Source organism: Streptomyces scabiei 87.22 (assembly GCF_000091305.1).
Taxonomy (GTDB): Bacteria; Actinomycetota; Actinomycetes; order Streptomycetales; family Streptomycetaceae; genus Streptomyces; species Streptomyces scabiei.
Map to the genome: position 1 here is coordinate 7,999,020 of NC_013929.1, position 17,042 is coordinate 8,016,061.

The following is a 17,042-nucleotide window of genomic DNA, read 5'->3' on the forward strand; positions in this document are numbered from 1 at the left end:
GGTCAGTTGGCCCACGGGGGCACGATCCGGGTGCCGTCGGCCAGCTCCGCCTCCAGGCCGAGGGAGGTGGCGACCCAGGTGACGGCGGTCTCCGTGGACGGGTTCTCGACGGTGAGCGTGGCCCCCGCGTTGACGATCAGGGTGTCACCGGCCGCGACCCGTTCGGTGCGGCCGTCCAGGGTGACGACCAGCTCGCCGCTGAGCAGATGCAGGATCTCCTCCCTGGTGACGGTGTGCGCGGGCGCCTTGGTCCCCGGCGGGATCTCGCCCCGCCAGGCGGCCAGTTCCCGGCTGCCGGTGCGCGGGGTGGCGTACGAGACGAAACGGGCGCCGTGGATCTCGTGGGTGACGGCTTCGGACGGACGGACGACAGGCATACGGGCCTCCGGGGTCATGGAAGGTGACTGGATGGTCAAGCTGCTTGACCATCTGTCCATATGGTCAAGCAGCTTGACCAATGCGTCAAGGGTGTTTCAATGCAGGCGTGCAGAACTCCGAAGCCCTGGCCCTGGCCGCCGTCCTGCTGGCCGCCGCCGGCGACCTGACGCGCCGCATCGACGAGAGGGTCGCCGCCCGCGGCTTCGAGGCGCGGCCCTCGTACGGCTTCGCGTTCGCCCGGCTCGCCCCGGACGGGGCGACGGTCACCGACCTCGCGGCCCATCTGGGGGTGACCAAGCAGGCGGCCAGTCAGCTCGTCGAGGAGCTGGTGCGCAAGGGGTACGTCGAGCGGCGGCCGCACCCCGCCGACGCGCGGGCCCGCCTCGTCGTGCTGACCGAACACGGGTGGGCCTGCACCCGGGCGGCGGAGGAGGCGGCGGCCGAGGTCGTCGCGGACTGGGCCGAATCGCTCGGCGGGGAGGGTGAGGTGCGGGCGTTGCGCGACCGGCTGGCGAGGATCGCGCCGTACGGTCCGATCAGGCCCACCTGGTGACGGTCCCGCGTCACGTGTCAGTGTTCCCGACCTTCACTTGAAGTTTTTACTGACGCGTAACTTCCCACTTTTCCTACTCGCCCGTAACTTGGCGAAGAAGAACAGCATCCTCGTGATCCGGATCACAGGGCGTACGCCGTCGCACATCCCTTGAGCCGCAAGGAGATCACTCGATGCTGCCCTGGAAGCGCCTGATCAGACCGCTGGCCGCCCTGTGCCTGGCCGCCGCGGCGACCGTCGTCCCCGCCACCGCCGCCCGGGCCGCCGACACGGCCGCCGCACCCAGCCGTGGCTGGAACGACTACTCCTGCAAACCCTCCAGCGCCCACCCCCGCCCCGTCGTCCTCGTCCACGGAACGTTCGCGAACTCCGTCGACAACTGGCTGGGCCTCGCCCCCTACCTCGTGAACCGGGGCTACTGCGTCTACTCCCTCGACTACGGCCAACTCCCCGGCGTCGCCTTCTTCAACGGCCTCGGCCCGATCGAGAAGTCGGCGGAACAGCTCGACGCCTTCGTCGACCGGGTGCTCGCCGCCACCGGCGCCGCCGAGACCGACCTCGTCGGTCACTCGCAGGGCGGCATGATGCCCCGCTACTACCTCAAGTTCCTCGGCGGAGCCGCGGAGGTGAACGCCCTCGTCGGCATCGCCCCCTCCAACCACGGCACCACCCTGAACGGCCTCACCGGACTCCTTCAGTACTTCCCCGGCGCCGGCGACCTGTTGTCCGGCGCGACCCCGGCCCTCGCCGACCAAGTGGTCGGCTCCCCGTTCCTGACCAAGCTCAACGCGGGCGGCGACACCGTCCCCGGCGTCACGTACACGGTCCTCGCCACCAAGTACGACGAGGTGGTCACCCCCTACCGGTCCCAGTTCCTCAGCGGACCGAACGTGCGCAACATCGTCATCCAGGACCTCTGCGCGCTCGACCTCTCCGAGCACGCGGCGATCGGACTCCTCGACCGCATCGCGTTCCACGAGGTCGTCAACGCCCTCGACCCGGCCCACGCCACCCCGACGACCTGCCTCTCGGTCGCCGGCTGACACGTGTGCGTACGCACCGCCGGGGCCGCCCGGCGGTGCGTACGCGTGCTGCCGGGGCCTGTCCGGCCTGAGCCGCCCGACAGGCCCCGGAGGTTCACACGGTCCTGGAACCGGCTCCGGGACCGGTCCCGAGCGTCGGGGACGATCAGCAAACTAGCCGCGGGGAACCGTGGAATCGCCTGTCGGAGGCGGGTGCGGCCGATCCTTATGGTGGCGTTAAGGAGGGGCTAACCGAGGGCTCAGGAAAGGGGGTTCCGGACCGGCCGGTGATCCTTCTCTTACCTCCGCGCGGAACAATGCGGTCGCTCGCGTCAGTTGATGACCGGTCGAGGACCAGTCGCCCAGAAGAATGAGGAGCGCCCATGACCGCCGTACGCGGAACCACCGTGGACATCACCACCGAGGACGGCACGGCCGACGCCTACCTGGTCCACCCCGACGACGACGCCGCGCATCCGGCGGTCCTGTTCTACATGGACGCGTTCGGGCTGCGGCCCCATCTGCGGGGGATGGCCGACCGGCTGGCCGGTGCCGGGTACACGGTCCTCGTGCCGAACGTCTTCTACCGGTCGGGGCGGACCCCGGTGTTCGACCTGCCCGAGTTCATCGACCCGGCCGCACGGCCGGAGATATGGGGGCAGATCCTCCCGGCCATGCAGGCGTTGACACCCGAGCTCGCGCTGCGCGACGCGCCGGCCTACCTGGACACGCTGGCCGGCAGCCCGCGGGCCGCCGCCGGGCCCGTCGGGATCACGGGGTACTGCATGGGCACCCGGCTCGCCCTGCACACCGCCGGTGCCTTCCCGGAGCGGGTCGCCGCCGCGGCCGGCTTCCACGGCGGGGGCCTGGCCACCGACGCACCCGACAGCCCGCACCTGGCGGTGGCCCGGATCACCGCCGAGGTGTACCTCGGCCACGCCGACGAGGACCCGTCCCTGCCGCCGGAGCAGATCGACCTGCTCGACAAGGCGCTCACCGAGGCGGGGGTCCGCCATCGCACCGAGGTCTACACGGGTGCCTCGCACGGCTACACCCAGGCCGACACCGCCGCCTACGACGCCGAGGCGACGGCACGCCACTGGACCGCGCTGCTGGACCTGCTGGACCGCAACCTGAAGCGGGCCTGACCCGGACCCGGGCCGCGCACGAGCGTGCCCTCGGCCCGGGCCGAGGGCACCGACGCGGTCAGCGGTGACGCGGAGACGTGGTGCGGGGGGCAGCGACGGGCGGTCAGCCGTCCGGCCACCAGGTGCGCGCGATGTCCTTGCGGACTTCCCGGCGCTCGACGGGACGTTCCTCGGCCTCGTCCCGCACCTGGCGGGAGGTGGACTTCCTCAGGGGCTTCTGCACGGTCGTACGGCGCATGGCTGCCTCCTTGCGTCTACCGGGTTCCGCGTTTTCACGGAGGTAGACCCTTTCCGGGAGCGTTACTCATCGTTCGTGCTGTGTCAGTGGCGGCTGTCACCATCGGGACTGTCAGTGGCAGGTGTCACTCTGGCGGCATGACCAACATCGACGACGGTGAAACCTCCCCGGCCCTGCGAACACCGGACGACGCGGCGGCAGATGACCCTCCGGGAGCCGTCGACTGGGACGCGGAAGCCCCCTCTTTCGACGACGAACCCGATCACGGCCTGCGGGAACCCGCCGTCCGGATGGCCTGGGCGGCCCGCCTGCGGGACTGGCTGCCGCGCCGGGGCTGCGACGTGCTGGACCTCGGCTGCGGCACCGGGAGCCTGTCACTCCTCGCCACCGAGCAGGGCCACCGGGTGACCGGTGTCGACGCCTCCCGGGCCATGGTCGCCCTCGCCCGCGCCAAACTCGCCGGACGCCCCGCGGTGTTCCTCGTCGGGGACGCGGCGGCCCCGCCCGTGGGGGAGGAACGCTTCGACGTGGTCCTCGTCCGTCATGTGCTGTGGACGCTGCCCGACCCGGGCCGCGCCCTGCGCCACTGGTGCGGCCTGCTGCGGCCCGGAGGCCGCCTCGTGCTGGTCGAGGGCGTGTGGGGCACGCTCTCCCCCGTCGGCATACCCGCCGGGCGGCTGCACGGGCTGGTGGCCCCGCTGGTCGCCGACGCGGAGGTCGTGCGGCTCGGGCACGACTCCGCGCTGTGGGGCAGGGAGGTCGAGGACGAGCGGTACGCGGTGGTGGCCCGGCTGTGACCGGTTATGCCAGCAGCGATTCCAGGCCGCCTTCCACGGTGGCGGACACCTCCAGTTCGTCGAGGGCCGCCACGGCCGCCGCCGCGGCCTCCGGGTCGCTCGTCTCGAGCCCGCTCTCCTCGAACTCGTCCTCGTCCAGCCGCAGGACGTCCGCGCCGTCGGCGGAGCGCCACAGGTCCAGGTCGAGGTCCTCGACGACGAGTTCCCCGCCGGAGAGCGCGGCGGGCCGGGTGATGTCGCAGTACCAGCCCTTCAGCACGCCCCGGGCGTCCCTGACCTCCTTCACGGCGTACCACCGGTCGCGCCAGTAGTACTCGGTGAACACGTCACCGGGCTCGAAGCGTACGAAGCCGAAGTCGCGTACGCCCGCGCTCGCCCAGGCGGCGCGGACCACCACCCGGGTGCCGTCGTCGCTCACCAGCCGCGCGGGGTAACGGATCTTCGTCCGGCCCGCCTTGAGCAGGACGACCTCCACCTCCACCGCCGGCTCAGCCGAGTTCACGGACATACCGCACCTCCGTCGCACAGACCTCGTATCCGAACCATGTGTTGACCGCGAGCATCGGGCCGTTGCCGGTGTCGTTGCCCGTGAACGCCTCCGTGCAGCCGGCGGCCCGCGCGCGGTGCAGGGAGGCGTTCTTGGCGAGCTTGGCCAGACCCCGGCCGCGGAAGGCGCGGGCGGTGCCCGTCATCCCCGTGAAGTAGCGGTCCCGGCCGTCGGTGCGGACCGCGGTGAACGCGACGGGTGCGCCGTCCACGACGACCACCGTGCTCAGGGCGTGGTCCAGCAGCGGGTGGCGGTAGGTCTCCGCGATCCACCGTGGGTAGTCGTCGAACTGCGCGTCGAGGTCGCCGGGTTCGTCCGCCGAGACCTCCGCGTCCAGGTCGAACAGGGGGCGCGGGTCGTCGGCGAAGTCGGCGGCCGTCCGCAGTTCCACGCCCGGCGGCGGGTCCGCGAGCGGCGGGAGGGTGCCGTGGGCCAGGTTCAGCCGGAGGAAGTGCGCGGAGCGGCCGGGCGTGTAGCCGCGCCGCTCGGCGAACGCGCGGTTCTCGGGGGTGTCCAGCACCCAGGTGAGGAGCCGCCGCGCCCCGGCCGCGGTGAGCCGTTCCACGGCGGTGCGTGCCAGCAGGCCGCCGGCGCCCCGGTGCAGATGGTCCGGGTGCACGTACACGTTCAGGTACCCCTGGCCCGGTACGGGGCTGTCGTGGGCGATGCCCATCTGCAGTGTGCCGATCACCTCGCCGTCCGCCTCGGCGACCAGCTGCCGGTAGTGGGCCTCGGGGGCCGCGTGGGTCACGTCGTGGAGCAGGGACTCGGGGGTGCTGACCATGAAGGGCAGGGCCCGGCGCCGCACCTCGACGAAGGCTTCGGTGTCCACGGGGTCGGCGGCGCGGAGGGCGCGCACGATCACTGTCATGGGTGCGCACGCTACGGGGCCGCACGGTGGGCTGCCTCCGAATTTCCGCCGGGTACGGGACAATCGCCGCGTGACCTTGAAGATTCGCATCGTGGAGGGGGGCGCGCCCTACGAGCAGGTGCGCGCCCAGATCTCGGAGCAGGCCCGCTCCGGCGTACTGCCCGTGGGGTACCGGCTGCCGACCGTACGGGGGCTCGCCGAGCAGCTCGGGCTCGCGGCCAACACCGTCGCCAAGGCGTACCGGGCGCTGGAGACGGACGGGGTGATCGAGACACGGGGGCGCAACGGCACGTTCGTGGCGGCCGCCGGCTCGGCTGCGGAGCGCGAGGCGGCGGCGGCCGCCGGGGTGTACGCGGAGCGTGTGCGCCGCCTCGGCCTCGGCGAGGCGGAGGCGCTGGCGGTGGCCCGGGACGCGCTGCGGGCCGCGTACGCGGAGTAGGGCCCTTTGGGGCTGGCTGGGCGGGGCGGGGCGTGGTCGGCGACGGGGGCTCAGGCCCGCGCCGTCCTTCGCGGTTCCGGTGTGCGGGTCGGCCGCAGGCCCGCGCCGCGCTCGCGAACGCCGTCGCGTCCCGCACGGCCGCCGCGTGGGGGTCGTTGTTGAAGTACACGTACGAGTCGGCGTCGGCGGGCCAGGTGTCGGCGATGCGGTGCGCCCAGGTCGTCAGGGCCTGGCGGCCGTAGTGGGGCCAGGGGCGGGCCCGGCCCTGGTGCAGGCGGAGGTAGCACCAGTCGGTGGTGCGCCAGAGCGGGGTCGCCGGGCGGGACCGGGTGTCGGCCCAGCACAGGGCCGCGCCGCGGGACTCCAGCACCTCCCGGATCTCGGGGGTCCACCAGGAGTCGTGGCGGGGCTCGACCGCGATCCGGGTGCCGGAGGGGAAGCGGTCCAGGCAGGCGCTCAGGAGGTCCGCGTCGGCCCGCAGGGTCGGTGGCAGCTGGAGCAGGACCGGGCCCAGCCGGTCGCCGAGGCCCTCCGCGTGGCTCATCAGGCGGTGCACCGGCTCCTCGGGGTCCCGCAACCGTTTGATGTGGGTCAGGTACCGGCTCGCCTTGACCGCGACCACGAAGTCCGCCGGCACCCTCTCCCGCCAGGCCTCGAAGTTCTCCCGCGTCGGCAGCCGGTAGAACGCGTTGTTGAGCTCGACCGTGGCGAAGCGGGCCGCGTACTCCTCCAGCCACAGCCGGGTGGGACAGCCCTGCGGGTAGAGGGCGCCGCGCCAGTCCTTGTACTGCCACCCCGACGTGCCGACGAACAAGGTCATACATCCATGAAAACACCGAAGTGCGACCGCTCGCGGCGACGGCCGCAGACGACCGGCTACAGATACAGGCCCGCGTCCGCCCCGCCCCTCGGCTCCGGCAGCGACGTCGGTGACGTGCCGCGGCGCAGCGCGTACAGCTCGGCGAGGGTCGCGCCCTCGCGGCCGACGCCCTCTTCCGTGCCGAGCCAGCCCACCGCCTCCGCGCGGGTCAGGGCGCCCACCTCGATCCGGGCGAGACAGCGGCCGGGGCGTACGACCGCCGGGTGCAGACGCTCCAGGTCCTCGTTGGTCGTCACGCCCACCAGGACGTTGCGGCCCTGGCCGAGGAGGCCGTCGGTGAGGTTGAGCAGCCGGGAGAGGGCCTGGCCCGCGGTGTGCTTGGCCTCGCCGCGGATCAGTTCGTCGCAGTCCTCCAGGAGCAGCAGCCGCCAGCGCCCCTTGCCGTTCGAGTCGTCCTCGCCGATCGCGATGTCCATCAGGTAGCCGACGTCGGAGAAGAGCCGCTCGGGGTCCAGGACGCAGTCGACCTGACACCAGTCCCGCCAGGATCGGGCCAGCGTGCGCAGGGCGGAGGTCTTGCCCGTGCCGGGCGGGCCGTGCAGCAGCAGGAGGCGGCCTGCGATGTCCTCGGGGGTCGTCTTCATCAGCCGGTCCATCGCGTCCGCCACGGGCGCGGTGTAGTTCGGCCGTACCTCTTCCCACGTCCCCGCCGAGATCTGCCGGGTCGTGCGGTGCGGGCCCCGGCGCGGTGAGACGTACCAGAAGCCCATCGTCACGTTCTCCGGCTGCGGCTCGGGCTCGTCGGCCGCGCCGTCGGTGGCCTGGCCGAGCACCTTCTGGGCCAGCTCGGCGGTGGTCGCGGTGACCGTGACGTCGGCGCCCCTGTTCCAGCGGGAGACCAGGACGGTCCAGCCGTCGCCCTCGGCGAGGGTCGCGCTGCGGTCGTCGTCCCGCGCGACGCGCAGGACACGGGCGCCCGGCGGCAGCAGGGTGGCGCCGGACCGTACCCGGTCGATGTTCGCCGCGTGCGCGTACGGCTGCTCGCCCGTCGCGAAACGGCCGAGGAACAGCGCGTCGACGACATCGGACGGTGAGTCGCTGTCGTCGACGTTGAGCCGGATCGGCAGTGCGTCGTGCGGGTTGGCAGACATGGCGCCATGATCCGTCACCGGGGGCTCCCCGCGCACCCGCTTTCCGCGGCGCGCCGCCGGGCACGGGAGTTCCCCGGAGGAGGCGCGCGCCTCCTCCGGGGAACTCCCGTTCACACGGGGGAGAGTTGATGTCTTGTCATGTTTCTGTCGCGCGCATGCAATCGCGCGGACGTGGGGCGGGGTGGGTGTGTCCGGTTGCGGACGGGAAAGTATTGACATGAACACTTCCGATCAACACGCGTAGTTGCTACGACGGTTGAGGCAGAGATCCTGCTAAAGGGAGGTTCCATGAGACGTTCCCGACTTGCGGCATACCTGACCTCACTCCTCCTCGCCGCCGGCGCCGCCCTCACCGGGGCCGCGACGGCGCACGCGTCCCAACAGGCCGCCGCCACCGGCTATGTGGCGCTCGGAGACTCCTACTCCTCGGGCGTCGGCGCGGGGAGCTACCTCTCCTCCAGCGGCGACTGCAAGCGCAGCACGAAGGCTTACCCGTACCTCTGGGCGGCCGCGAACTCACCCTCGTCCTTCAACTTCACGGCCTGCTCGGGCGCCCGAACGGGTGATGTTCTGGCGAACCAGCTGGGACCGCTCGGCCCGGGCACGGGGCTGGTCTCCGTGAGCGTCGGCGGCAACGACGCCGGCTTCTCCGACGTGATGACCACCTGCGTGCTGCAGTCCGACAGCTCCTGCCTCGCACGCATCAACACCGCGAAGGCGTACGTCGACTCGACGCTCCCCGGCCGGCTCGACGAGGTCTACTCGGCGATCAGCGCCAAGGCACCGGCCGCCCATGTGGTGGTGCTCGGCTACCCCCGCTTCTACCAGCTGGGCGGCACCTGCCCCGGCCTCTCGCAGGCCAAGCGGTCCGCCATCAACAACGCGGCCGACTACCTGAACACCGCGCTCGCCAAGCGCGCCGCCGACCACGGCTTCACCTTCGGCGACGTCCGCTCCGCGTTCACCGGGCACGAACTGTGCTCGGGCAGCGCGTGGCTGCACAGCCTCAACCTGCTGAACGTGGGCGAGTCCTACCACCCGAAGGCCGCCGGGCAGTCGGGCGGCTATCTGCCGGTCTTCAGGAACGCCGTCTGACCGCTCCGTCCCGGGCCCCGGTGAGGGCACCGGCCTCGTCGTCGTAGTCGGCGTCGGAGTCGCTGTACTCGCCGGGGTTCTCCCCGTCGTCGGGGGAGGTCCCGCCCGTGGCCGGGGGCTCGGACTCGCACGTCACCGAGAACGCGACGGAGTTGGACTTCTTGTTCACCGGGCCGCGGACCTCGACGCTGATCTCGTCCTCGTGACTCTCGTTCGCCGAGACGACGACCTGGTCCCGTCTGGTCCTCTCGCCGCCGGCCGGGAAGGACAGCGTCTTCCAGCCGCTGTCGTCGATCCGGCCGTTCTTCGCCACCCACCGGTACTGGACCTCCACGGGGACGCTGCCCACGGTGAACGTCGCGGTGAAGCCGGGCACCTGGCCCTCGGGGGGCGGACAGGTGCCGGAGTAGTCGGTGTTCGTGCCCGTCACCGTCACGTCGACCGACTGCGCGGGCGGCTTGGTGGTCGGCTTCTCCTCGGGCGTCTCGGACGGGGTCTCGCTCTCGTCGTCCGTGGTCCCGCCGCCGGGCTCCTCCTCGCCCGTGCCGCCGTCCGTCGTCCCGCCGTCGGTCCCGCCCACCGTGCCCGCCCCGTTGGTGGGGTTGCCGTCCTTCGCGTTGTCGTCACGGTTGACCCAGGCGTACGTCAGTCCGGCGACGGCGAGGGCGATCGCCGCGACACCGGCGATCAGGAAGACGAGGGCGCGGCGGTCGCGCCCCGGCCCGCCGGCCGGCACCGCGGAGGGGTGCGTCGCGGCGGCCGGGACGGGAGCGGGCGGAGTCGGCGCCCCGTACCGGTTCGTGCTCCGTCCCGCGCCCGCGGCGGGGAAGGCGGCCACCGTCGGGTCGTACGGCGCCGACGTGAGCGTGTCGGAGCGCGTGGTGCCCGTGCCGGAGGGCGTACCGCCGGCGCCGACGATCCGCAGGTCCCGCTCGGCCTGTTCGGCGGGGAGCCGCTCGGCCGGATCCTTGCGCAGCAGTCCCTCGATCACCGGGGCCAGCGGACCGGCCCGGTGCGGCGGCGGAAGCTCCTCGTCGACGACCGCGCGCAGGGTGCTCAGCGGGGTGTTCTGCCGGAAGGGGGAGTTGCCCTCGACCGCCGCGTACAGCAGCACGCCGAGCGACCACAGGTCCGACTCGGGGCCGAAGGCGCGGCCGAGCGCGCGTTCGGGGGCGAGGAACTCGGGGGAGCCGATGACCTCGCCCGTCATGGTGAGCGCGGAGCTGCCCTCGACCGTCGCGATACCGAAGTCGGTGAGGACGACCCGGCCGTCGTTGGACATCAGCACGTTGGCCGGCTTCACGTCCCGGTGCAGCACCCCGGCCTCGTGCGCGGCGCGCAGCGCGGACAGCACCTCGGCGCCGATGTGCGCGGCGCGCTGGGGGTCGAGCGGGCCCTCGGCGTCCAGGAGGTCGGCGAGCGACACCCCGCGCACCAGCTCCATCACGATCCACGGGCGGCCGTCCTCCATGGCCACGTCGTACACGGTGACCACATTGCGGTTGGCGACCCGGGCGGCCGCCCACGCCTCGCGCTCCAGCCGGGCGTACATCCGCTCGACGTCGGACACCGGGATCCCGCCCGGCGCCTTCACCTCCTTGACGGCGACCTCGCGGTGCAGCACCTCGTCACGGGCCCGCCACACGGTTCCCATGCCGCCCTCGCCCAGCGGCGTCAGCAGCCGGTACCGGCCCGCGATCACCCGTTCACTGCCCGGTTCTTCGGACACGGCCATCCCCCGTCACTCGCATCCGTCCGACATCTCCACTCCGAGCGATATCCCCACAAAAGTAGCTCAGCCGAGGGCGGATGTTGCCCCCCTGAACACCAAACCAGCCCCCAGGGCGACAACCAGCAGGGCCGACGCCAGCGGCACCGTCCGGCGCACCAGCGCGGCCGTCGGCCCGCCGAGCCGGCCCTCGCCGCGGTCCATCACCCGCGTCACCCAGCCGCCCGCCTTCACGACGGCGTACCCGGCCGCCGTCAGGGTGAGGGCCAGTCCGATGCCGTACGCCACCACGAGCAGCAGCCCGAACCACGCCTTGCCCAGCGCCGCAGCGCCGACCAGGACGACCACGGCCGACGGGCTCGGCACCATGCCGCCCGCGAAGCCGAGCAGGATCGTGCCGCGCAGGGTGGGGGCGGTGGGGTGGGTGTGGGTGAAGCCGCCGTGGGTGTGCGTGACACCGCCGCCGAAGAGGGAGCGCTTCTGGCCGGAGGCGTGGGGGTGCTCGTGGCTGTGGGGATGGTCGTGGTCGTGCTCGTGGTCGTGGCTGTGCGGGTGGTCGTGGTCGTGCTCGTGGTCGTGGCTGTGCGGGTGGTCGTGGCCGTGGTCATGGCTGTGGGTGGGGGTCTCGGCCGGTGCGTGCTCGTGGGAGCGGGTGTGGGTCGCGACCGATGCGTGGGTGTGCGCGTGGGCGGCCGAGGGGGCGGCCAGGACGAGTTCGCGGTCGGGCTCGGGCGCGTGGTCGTGCGGGGAGGAGTGGCCCTCGCCGTGACTGTGGGAGTGGCCGTGGTCGTGGTGGTGCTCGTGGTCGTGCCCGTGCGGGTGCGTGTGGTCGTGGTCGTGCGTGTGGTCGTGACCGGGGGCCTTCGCCTGTGTGAGCGTCAGCTTGCGGTTCAGCCAGGCGCGTCGGGCGAGCGTGACCCCCGCGCCCATCACGAACAGGCCGCTCGCGATGCCCAGCCAGGTGATCACGGACGGGGCGGCCGCGGAGCCGGCGAGGACGAGCAGGCCGAGGGCGACGACGCCCAGGGTGTGGGTGACCGTCACGGACGCGGCCATGGGCAGCACGTCGCGCATCCGGGCCCGGTCGCGGGCGGCGGCCGTCGCGGCCATCAGGGTCTTGCCGTGCCCCGGGCCGAGCGCGTGCATGGCGCCCAGGAACATGGCGATGCCGAAGGCCAGGGCTCCGAAGCCGAGGGTGAGGTCGTGGCTGGAGACCAGGTCGTCCAGGGCCCTGGTCCAGCGGTCCGCACCCCGCGGCAGGATCGAGGCGCCGGGCGCGTCGCCGCGCTGCTCGGCCAGCGCCGGGCCGCCCGGCTTCACCTGGAGCGAGGCCGTCGCCGTGTCCTCCGGCGACTGCAGCAGATCCTCTGGGTAACTGGTGAGCCGCTTCGAGACCGACTCCTCGGGCACGTCGGACCCGGTCAGGGTCGTCCGGTCGCCCTGCGCGGTGACCTCGCGCCAGCCGGGCCCGGAGTCGACGGCCGCGTGGAAGCGCACGTCGACGGCCCGGTCGGGCAGCGCGGCCGTCAGCCGGCACTCCACACGCAGCGTCTTCAGCCCTGCCTGGCCGGGCCGTTCCTCGGCGCGGCTCGACCGGACCCGCACGTCGACGGCGTTCCCGTCGACGGTGACCTCGCTGCCTGCGGCGGCCTTCTCGCACCGCTCCCGGGCCCAGTCGCCCGTGCCCTGCCGCTCGATGGCGGGCGCGGCCTGGGTCGCCGGGATCTCCGCGAGGTCCTCGACATGGAGGATCCGCAACTGACCGGGGGCGGCGACCAGCCCGTCGTAGCGGTTGACGGTGAAGTTGCCGAGCGGGTGCGCGCTCGCCGCCCCGGTGGGGACGAGGACGAGCGCGCAGGCGGCCGTGAGGACCGCCGTGCCGGAGGCGAACAGGCGCCGGGCAGTGATCACTTGGCGGTCTCCAGAGCCTTCAGGGTCTTACGTGCCTGTGCCGCGCCGAGCGGCGAGAAGCCGGCGTTGAGATCGAGCGCCTCCTTCAGCGAGGCCCTGGCCTTCTTCCGGTCGCCGGCCGCGTTCTCGACCATGCCCCGGTGGTACAGGAACGTCGCGTCCCGGTAGCCGGTGGCGGTGGCGCGGCGGGCGTACGGCAGCGCCTCGTCATCCCGGCCGTTGACGTGCAGGGCCCAGGCGAGGGCGTCCGCGGTGTGGACCGTCTCGCGGCGCTTCCACTCGGCCTCGGCGGCCTTGAGCGCGGCCTTGCGGTCGCCGTGGTCGGCGGCGGCCAGCGCGGTGTCGAGGTCGGCGTTGACGCCGTAGGACCGGGCGATGGCGGTGTAGGCGTCCACCAGCGCGTACTGGTCGCGGGCCTTGGCCTTGTCGCCCTTCGCCTCGTACAGCTCGCCGAGGACGACGAGCGGTCCCGGCAGCGGATAGGAGGCCACGACCTGCTCCAGACCGCGGATCGCCTCCGCGGTGTCGCCGCTCGCGGCCTGCGCGCGGGCGCGGCCCTCCAGCGCGGGAAGATAGGTGTCGTCGGCGCCGAGGGCGCGTGCGTAGTGGGCGAGCGCCGCCTTGTAGTCGCCCTGCCGCCAGGAGAGCTGGCCGAGCTGGGTGGCCACGTAGGCGATGTCACCCCGGCCGGCCGCCGAGTCCAGGGCCAGGTTCAGGACCCGGCGGGCGGTCTTCACGTCGCCGCGCAGCTCGTGGACGTAGGCGTACCGCGTGAACACCGGGATGCCGGGACGGCGGGCGTCGGCGAGCTTCACGGCCTTCAGCGCGTCGTCGTAGCGGCCCAGTTCGACCAGGGCGTCGACACGGCTGCACAACGCCCGCTCGCTGTAGGGGTTCTCCTTCAGGGCCCGGTCCGCGTACTTCAGCGCGTCGCCGAACTCGTGGCGGGCGGCGGCGAGGGCGGCCAGGCCCGCGAGCGCCGGGTCGTTGTCCGGCCGCAGCTTCAGCGACCGCCGCAGGGCCTTCTCGGCCTGCGGGTAGCGGGAGGAGTCGCCCTTGACGCGGGCCTGCTCGACGTAGGCGAGGCCGAGCGTGGACCAGGAGCCGAAGTCCTTGGGCTGCTGCTTCAGGTGGGCCTGGAGCAGCTTGACGCCCGAGTCGAGGTCGCCGTGGGAGAGCTGGGCGGCCGAGACCCCCGGCGAGGTGGAGACGGCCACCGTGGCCCGGTCGTCGTCCTGGGCCCCGAGCGCCACGGCGAACCCGGTGAACGCGACGGCCAGCGCGGCCGCGCACGCGGTGAGCCGCGCCGCCCGCCGCCGCGCGGACTCGGGCCGCCGTCCACGCCCGGACCCGACGGGCGCCGGCCCGGGCCCGGCGTCGGAGGCCGCCGCGGGCGCATCGCTGCGGCCCCCGGCGTCGGCAACGGTGGCGTCGGCTGAGGCCGTGTCCGGCTCGGCGTGGGCGGCGGTGGCGTCGGCTGAGGCCGTGTCCGGCCCGGCGTGGGCGGCGGTGGCCTTCGCTGGGACGGTGTCCGGCTCGGCGCCGGCGGCGGAGAGATCGGGCGAGGAGGCGTCGGACTCGGCGTCGGCCCCGGTGGCATCGGAAGGGGAGACGCCGGCAGAGGGCGTGCCGGCAGAGGACACGTCGGCAGAGGACAGGTCAGGAGAGGACACGTCCGCGGAGGACCCGTCGGGTCCGGCGGCGGGGGCGGACGCGGCGGGGGCGCGGTCGCCGGCCTCGGTCTCGGGGGCCCCTGCGCCGGGACGCGGACGCCCGTCCTGCGACGCGCTGTCGTTCGTACGCGGGGACATGCCCTCTCCTCAACATCCTTGCCAAGCGGGGTGTTCGTGAGCGTGGGGCGCGGCCCGCACCGTGGGGGATGGATACGGGCGGGCCGCGCCGGCCTCGATGACCGGGCCCCCTGGGGGAGGGCCCGGTCGGAGCGGCCTAGTAGTAGGCGCGGTCGTTCCGACGACGCCACCACAGCAGGCCACCGCCGATGAGCAGGACACCGGCCGCGCCCGCGCCCGCCGAGGCGGCGATCAGCGTGGTGTCGGAACCGGCGCTCTCGACGCCGGTGCCGATCGCGCTGCGGACACTGTTGGTGGTGTTGCCCTTGACGGTCTTGCCACGCGAACCGGCCGTCGGCAGACCGACGTACGGGAAGGAGTGGCCGAACTTCTTGTCGTTCTTGTTCACCGCGTCACCCAGGTCGTTGGGCGCGTCGACGAGCTCGCCCTCGACGACCTGCAGCGCGATGTCGATCACGTCGTCGGTGAGCCGGCGTCCGTTCGGGAAGCCCTGGTTGTCACCGTCCAGCACACCGAGCCGCTTCGGCTTCGCGGTGGGCTTGATGGAGGTGTTGAGGCGCAGCTGCTCCGACGGGGTCACGCGCGGCGGCTGGTTGAGGCCCTCGACACCCTTGAGGAACACGTCGACGAGGTCGTTGCGCGGCTCCTTCGGGGCCGGGATCTTGTAGATCGCCTCGATGAGCTTGGGCAGCTCCGGCTCGGTGACGTTCTTCAGGAACTGGCCGTCGTCCGCGGGCGAGGACGCGTTGAACTTGTCCTTGTCGCCGATGGGGTTGACGACCTCGTTCACCAGCGGCATGCCGAGGCGCGAGACCTGGCGGTACTGGCCGTCGGCGCCCACCCGCTGGGTCGTCGACCAGATACCGACGATCGGCTGGTTCTTGTGCTGCACGAGCGCGGCGCTCGGGACCTGCAGGGCGATCGAGTTGACGTTGTAGCCCTTGAGGGTGTCCCGCCCGACCTCGGAGAGGTCGCCGCCGTACAGCAGGTCGAAGACGCGCAGGTCCAGGAAGAACGGGTCGTCGGCCTGGCCGGCGTACGTCGTCACCCCGCTCGCCGTCTTGTAGACCGCCTCGTCGCGCAGCTTCTTGTAGTTCGGCATCGACGCCTTGCCGACGTTCGACGGCGCCACCCACACGTCGTCCGCGAGCTTCGTCTTGGAGACCACGCGGCGGTTCTTCAGCTTGAAGAGATCGATGTCGTAGGTCTGCGTGATGTTGAGGTCCGGGTCGTCGAGGCTCTCCACGACGCCCGTGTTGTACAGGAAGGTCTTGTCGTTCTTCGTCTTCGTGTCGAACGTGTACCGGAAGATCAGGTCTTCCCGCGCGTCGCCGTCCTGGTCGACGCGGATGTCGTACTGCGCGTCCTCGGAGAAGGTGAAGAAGTTCGGACCGCCCGCGGGCTCCTCGAAGGGGATCCAGTTCGCGATGACCGTCGTCGTGTCCGGCTTGTCGGGGCTGACGAAGGCGTAGACGTCGGTGTTGTCGAACTGGGGCTGCCCCGAGATGAGCGGTGCCTCGCGGTGGCTGGAGGCCGAGGCGGCCCCCGGCTCCAGCACGGTCACGCCGGCGGCTGCGAGCCCTCCGGCGGCCAGCGAAGCACAGATGAGGGACGCGATGCTGCGCCGTCCCGAGCCGCTCCTGGAAGTAGGTGTCGTCATGCCGTCCGTCCTCTGTCCCAACTTGCCTGACGAACGCCATTCGGTGCGGTCGGCAGGGTGGATTGGTCGAATCCCAAACGTTCTTACGGAGCGTTTGAAAGGTTGTCTCAGCGGAGAGCACGATTCGTTGATCCGAAGTTCGGATCGGTCGACCGGAGACCCGCGTTTCGGGCAGCCTGATCCGTAACCCCATCCGGAGGTGGGTCGGTTGCGAATGCCTTACGCGCGGGGATGGCCGTGCTCGGCCGGAGACGAGGGGGAGCGTGTGGAGGCGGACAGGCTTCTGGTCCGGGTGGCCGGGGGCGACCAGCGGGCGTTCGAGGACTTGTACGCAGTGGTGTCGGGCCCGGTCTTCGGACTGGTCCGCCGGGTCGTGCGCGACCCCGCGCAGTCGGAGGAGGTGGCTCAGGAGGTGCTGCTCGAACTCTGGCGTTCCGCGGGCCGCTTCGATCCGGCCCGGGGCAGCGCCCTGTCCTGGATACTCACCCTCGCGCACCGGCGCGCGGTGGACCGGGTGCGCAGCGCCCGTGCCGCCACCGAGCGCGAGCAGCGCGAGGGACGGCGCAACCACCACCCCGCCTTCGACCAGGTCGCCGAGGAGGTCGAGGCCGGCCTCGAACGCCAGTGGGTGCGCCACTGCCTGGACAAGCTGACCACCCTCCAGCGCGAGTCCGTCACCCTCGCCTACTACGACGGCTACACCTACCGTGAAGTGGCCGAGCGGCTCTCCTGCCCCCTCGGCACGGTCAAGACCCGTATGCGCGACGGACTCACTCGGCTGCGCGAATGCCTGGGAGGAGTCGCATGAGCGCCCTGATCCACCGCGCGGGATCCGGAGGTCCGCGCGCCCGCGCGGCCTGCCGGGCAGGTGC

The 17,042-nt window shown here is 72.5% G+C and carries 16 protein-coding genes and 1 pseudogene; 7 read left to right on the plus strand and 10 right to left on the minus strand.

The genetic code is table 11. The annotated features are described in order from the left end of the window. Positions 1-2: 2 nt before the first annotated feature. Positions 3-377 (minus strand): cupin domain-containing protein, encoded by a 375-nt coding sequence (locus SCAB_RS34590; protein ID WP_041669986.1) that lies wholly within the window; start codon positions 375-377, stop codon positions 3-5. 107 nt (positions 378-484) lie between these two features. Between SCAB_RS34590 and SCAB_RS34595 the strand changes: the two genes are divergently transcribed. From SCAB_RS34595 to SCAB_RS34605, 3 genes are all read left to right on the plus strand, one after another. Continuing rightward, positions 485-931 carry a MarR family winged helix-turn-helix transcriptional regulator gene (locus SCAB_RS34595; protein ID WP_013004764.1) on the plus strand — a complete coding sequence of 149 codons (447 nt, stop codon included), beginning with the start codon at positions 485-487 and terminating at the stop codon, positions 929-931. A 173-nt stretch (positions 932-1,104) separates the two neighbouring features. Continuing rightward, positions 1,105-1,974 (plus strand): esterase/lipase family protein, encoded by an 870-nt coding sequence (locus SCAB_RS34600; RefSeq protein ID WP_013004765.1) that lies wholly within the window; start codon positions 1,105-1,107, stop codon positions 1,972-1,974. Between the two features lie 362 nt (positions 1,975-2,336). Continuing rightward, entirely contained in the window at positions 2,337-3,101 is a 765-nt protein-coding gene (locus SCAB_RS34605; RefSeq protein ID WP_013004766.1) for a dienelactone hydrolase family protein, read from the plus strand. 103 nt (positions 3,102-3,204) lie between these two features. Here SCAB_RS34605 and SCAB_RS49110 read toward each other — a convergent pair whose 3' ends face one another. Next, positions 3,205-3,339 (minus strand): hypothetical protein, encoded by a 135-nt coding sequence (locus SCAB_RS49110; RefSeq protein ID WP_013004767.1) that lies wholly within the window; start codon positions 3,337-3,339, stop codon positions 3,205-3,207. Between the two features lie 137 nt (positions 3,340-3,476). Here SCAB_RS49110 and SCAB_RS34610 point away from each other — a divergent pair, with 137 nt between their 5' ends. Next, on the plus strand, positions 3,477-4,136 hold the full coding sequence (locus tag SCAB_RS34610; protein WP_013004768.1) for a class I SAM-dependent methyltransferase: 660 nt from the start codon (positions 3,477-3,479) through the stop codon (positions 4,134-4,136). A gap of 4 nt (positions 4,137-4,140) precedes the next feature. Here SCAB_RS34610 and SCAB_RS34615 read toward each other — a convergent pair whose 3' ends face one another. Together SCAB_RS34615 and SCAB_RS34620 are read right to left on the minus strand one after the other, a co-directional pair. Further along, positions 4,141-4,644, minus strand: a complete 504-nt coding sequence (locus SCAB_RS34615; RefSeq protein WP_041669988.1) for a DUF402 domain-containing protein — start codon at positions 4,642-4,644, stop codon at positions 4,141-4,143. Continuing rightward, positions 4,625-5,554: a GNAT family N-acetyltransferase gene (locus tag SCAB_RS34620; RefSeq protein ID WP_041669991.1), complete on the minus strand. Its 930-nt coding sequence runs from the start codon at positions 5,552-5,554 to the stop codon at positions 4,625-4,627. Before SCAB_RS34620 ends, SCAB_RS34615 begins: the two co-directional genes overlap by 20 nt. A gap of 70 nt (positions 5,555-5,624) precedes the next feature. On the opposite strand from SCAB_RS34620, the gene SCAB_RS34625 reads away from it, so the two are divergent. Further along, positions 5,625-5,993 (plus strand): GntR family transcriptional regulator, encoded by a 369-nt coding sequence (locus SCAB_RS34625; protein WP_013004771.1) that lies wholly within the window; start codon positions 5,625-5,627, stop codon positions 5,991-5,993. Between the two features lie 96 nt (positions 5,994-6,089). Here the strand turns inward: SCAB_RS34625 and SCAB_RS45470 are convergent. After that, positions 6,090-6,813 (minus strand): annotated as a pseudogene (locus SCAB_RS45470) (DUF72 domain-containing protein); the annotation flags it as partial. 56 nt (positions 6,814-6,869) lie between these two features. Further along, entirely contained in the window at positions 6,870-7,964 is a 1,095-nt protein-coding gene (locus tag SCAB_RS34635) for a DUF5925 domain-containing protein (RefSeq protein ID WP_013004772.1), read from the minus strand. Between the two features lie 288 nt (positions 7,965-8,252). Here SCAB_RS34635 and SCAB_RS34640 point away from each other — a divergent pair, with 288 nt between their 5' ends. After that, on the plus strand, positions 8,253-9,059 hold the full coding sequence (locus tag SCAB_RS34640) for an SGNH/GDSL hydrolase family protein (protein ID WP_013004773.1): 807 nt from the start codon (positions 8,253-8,255) through the stop codon (positions 9,057-9,059). Here SCAB_RS34640 and SCAB_RS34645 read toward each other — a convergent pair. The 4 genes from SCAB_RS34645 to SCAB_RS34660 all read right to left on the minus strand — a co-directional run bounded on the left by SCAB_RS34645 (position 9,043) and on the right by SCAB_RS34660 (position 16,170). Further along, positions 9,043-10,794: a serine/threonine-protein kinase gene (locus tag SCAB_RS34645; RefSeq protein WP_013004774.1), complete on the minus strand. Its 1,752-nt coding sequence runs from the start codon at positions 10,792-10,794 to the stop codon at positions 9,043-9,045. The two genes, SCAB_RS34640 and SCAB_RS34645, sit on opposite strands and share 17 nt — an antisense overlap. A gap of 60 nt (positions 10,795-10,854) precedes the next feature. Next, entirely contained in the window at positions 10,855-12,699 is a 1,845-nt protein-coding gene (locus tag SCAB_RS34650) for a HoxN/HupN/NixA family nickel/cobalt transporter (protein WP_013004775.1), read from the minus strand. Beyond that, positions 12,696-14,510 (minus strand): tetratricopeptide repeat protein, encoded by a 1,815-nt coding sequence (locus SCAB_RS34655; RefSeq protein WP_013004776.1) that lies wholly within the window; start codon positions 14,508-14,510, stop codon positions 12,696-12,698. Before SCAB_RS34655 ends, SCAB_RS34650 begins: the two co-directional genes overlap by 4 nt. A gap of 136 nt (positions 14,511-14,646) precedes the next feature. After that, positions 14,647-16,170, minus strand: coding sequence for a DUF4331 domain-containing protein (locus tag SCAB_RS34660; protein WP_013004777.1), 1,524 nt, complete (start codon positions 16,168-16,170; stop codon positions 14,647-14,649). 265 nt (positions 16,171-16,435) lie between these two features. On the opposite strand from SCAB_RS34660, the gene SCAB_RS34665 reads away from it, so the two are divergent. Then, a complete protein-coding gene (locus SCAB_RS34665; protein ID WP_013004778.1) occupies positions 16,436-16,978 on the plus strand; it encodes a sigma-70 family RNA polymerase sigma factor in 543 nt (180 codons plus the stop codon). Positions 16,979-17,042: the final 64 nt, after the last annotated feature.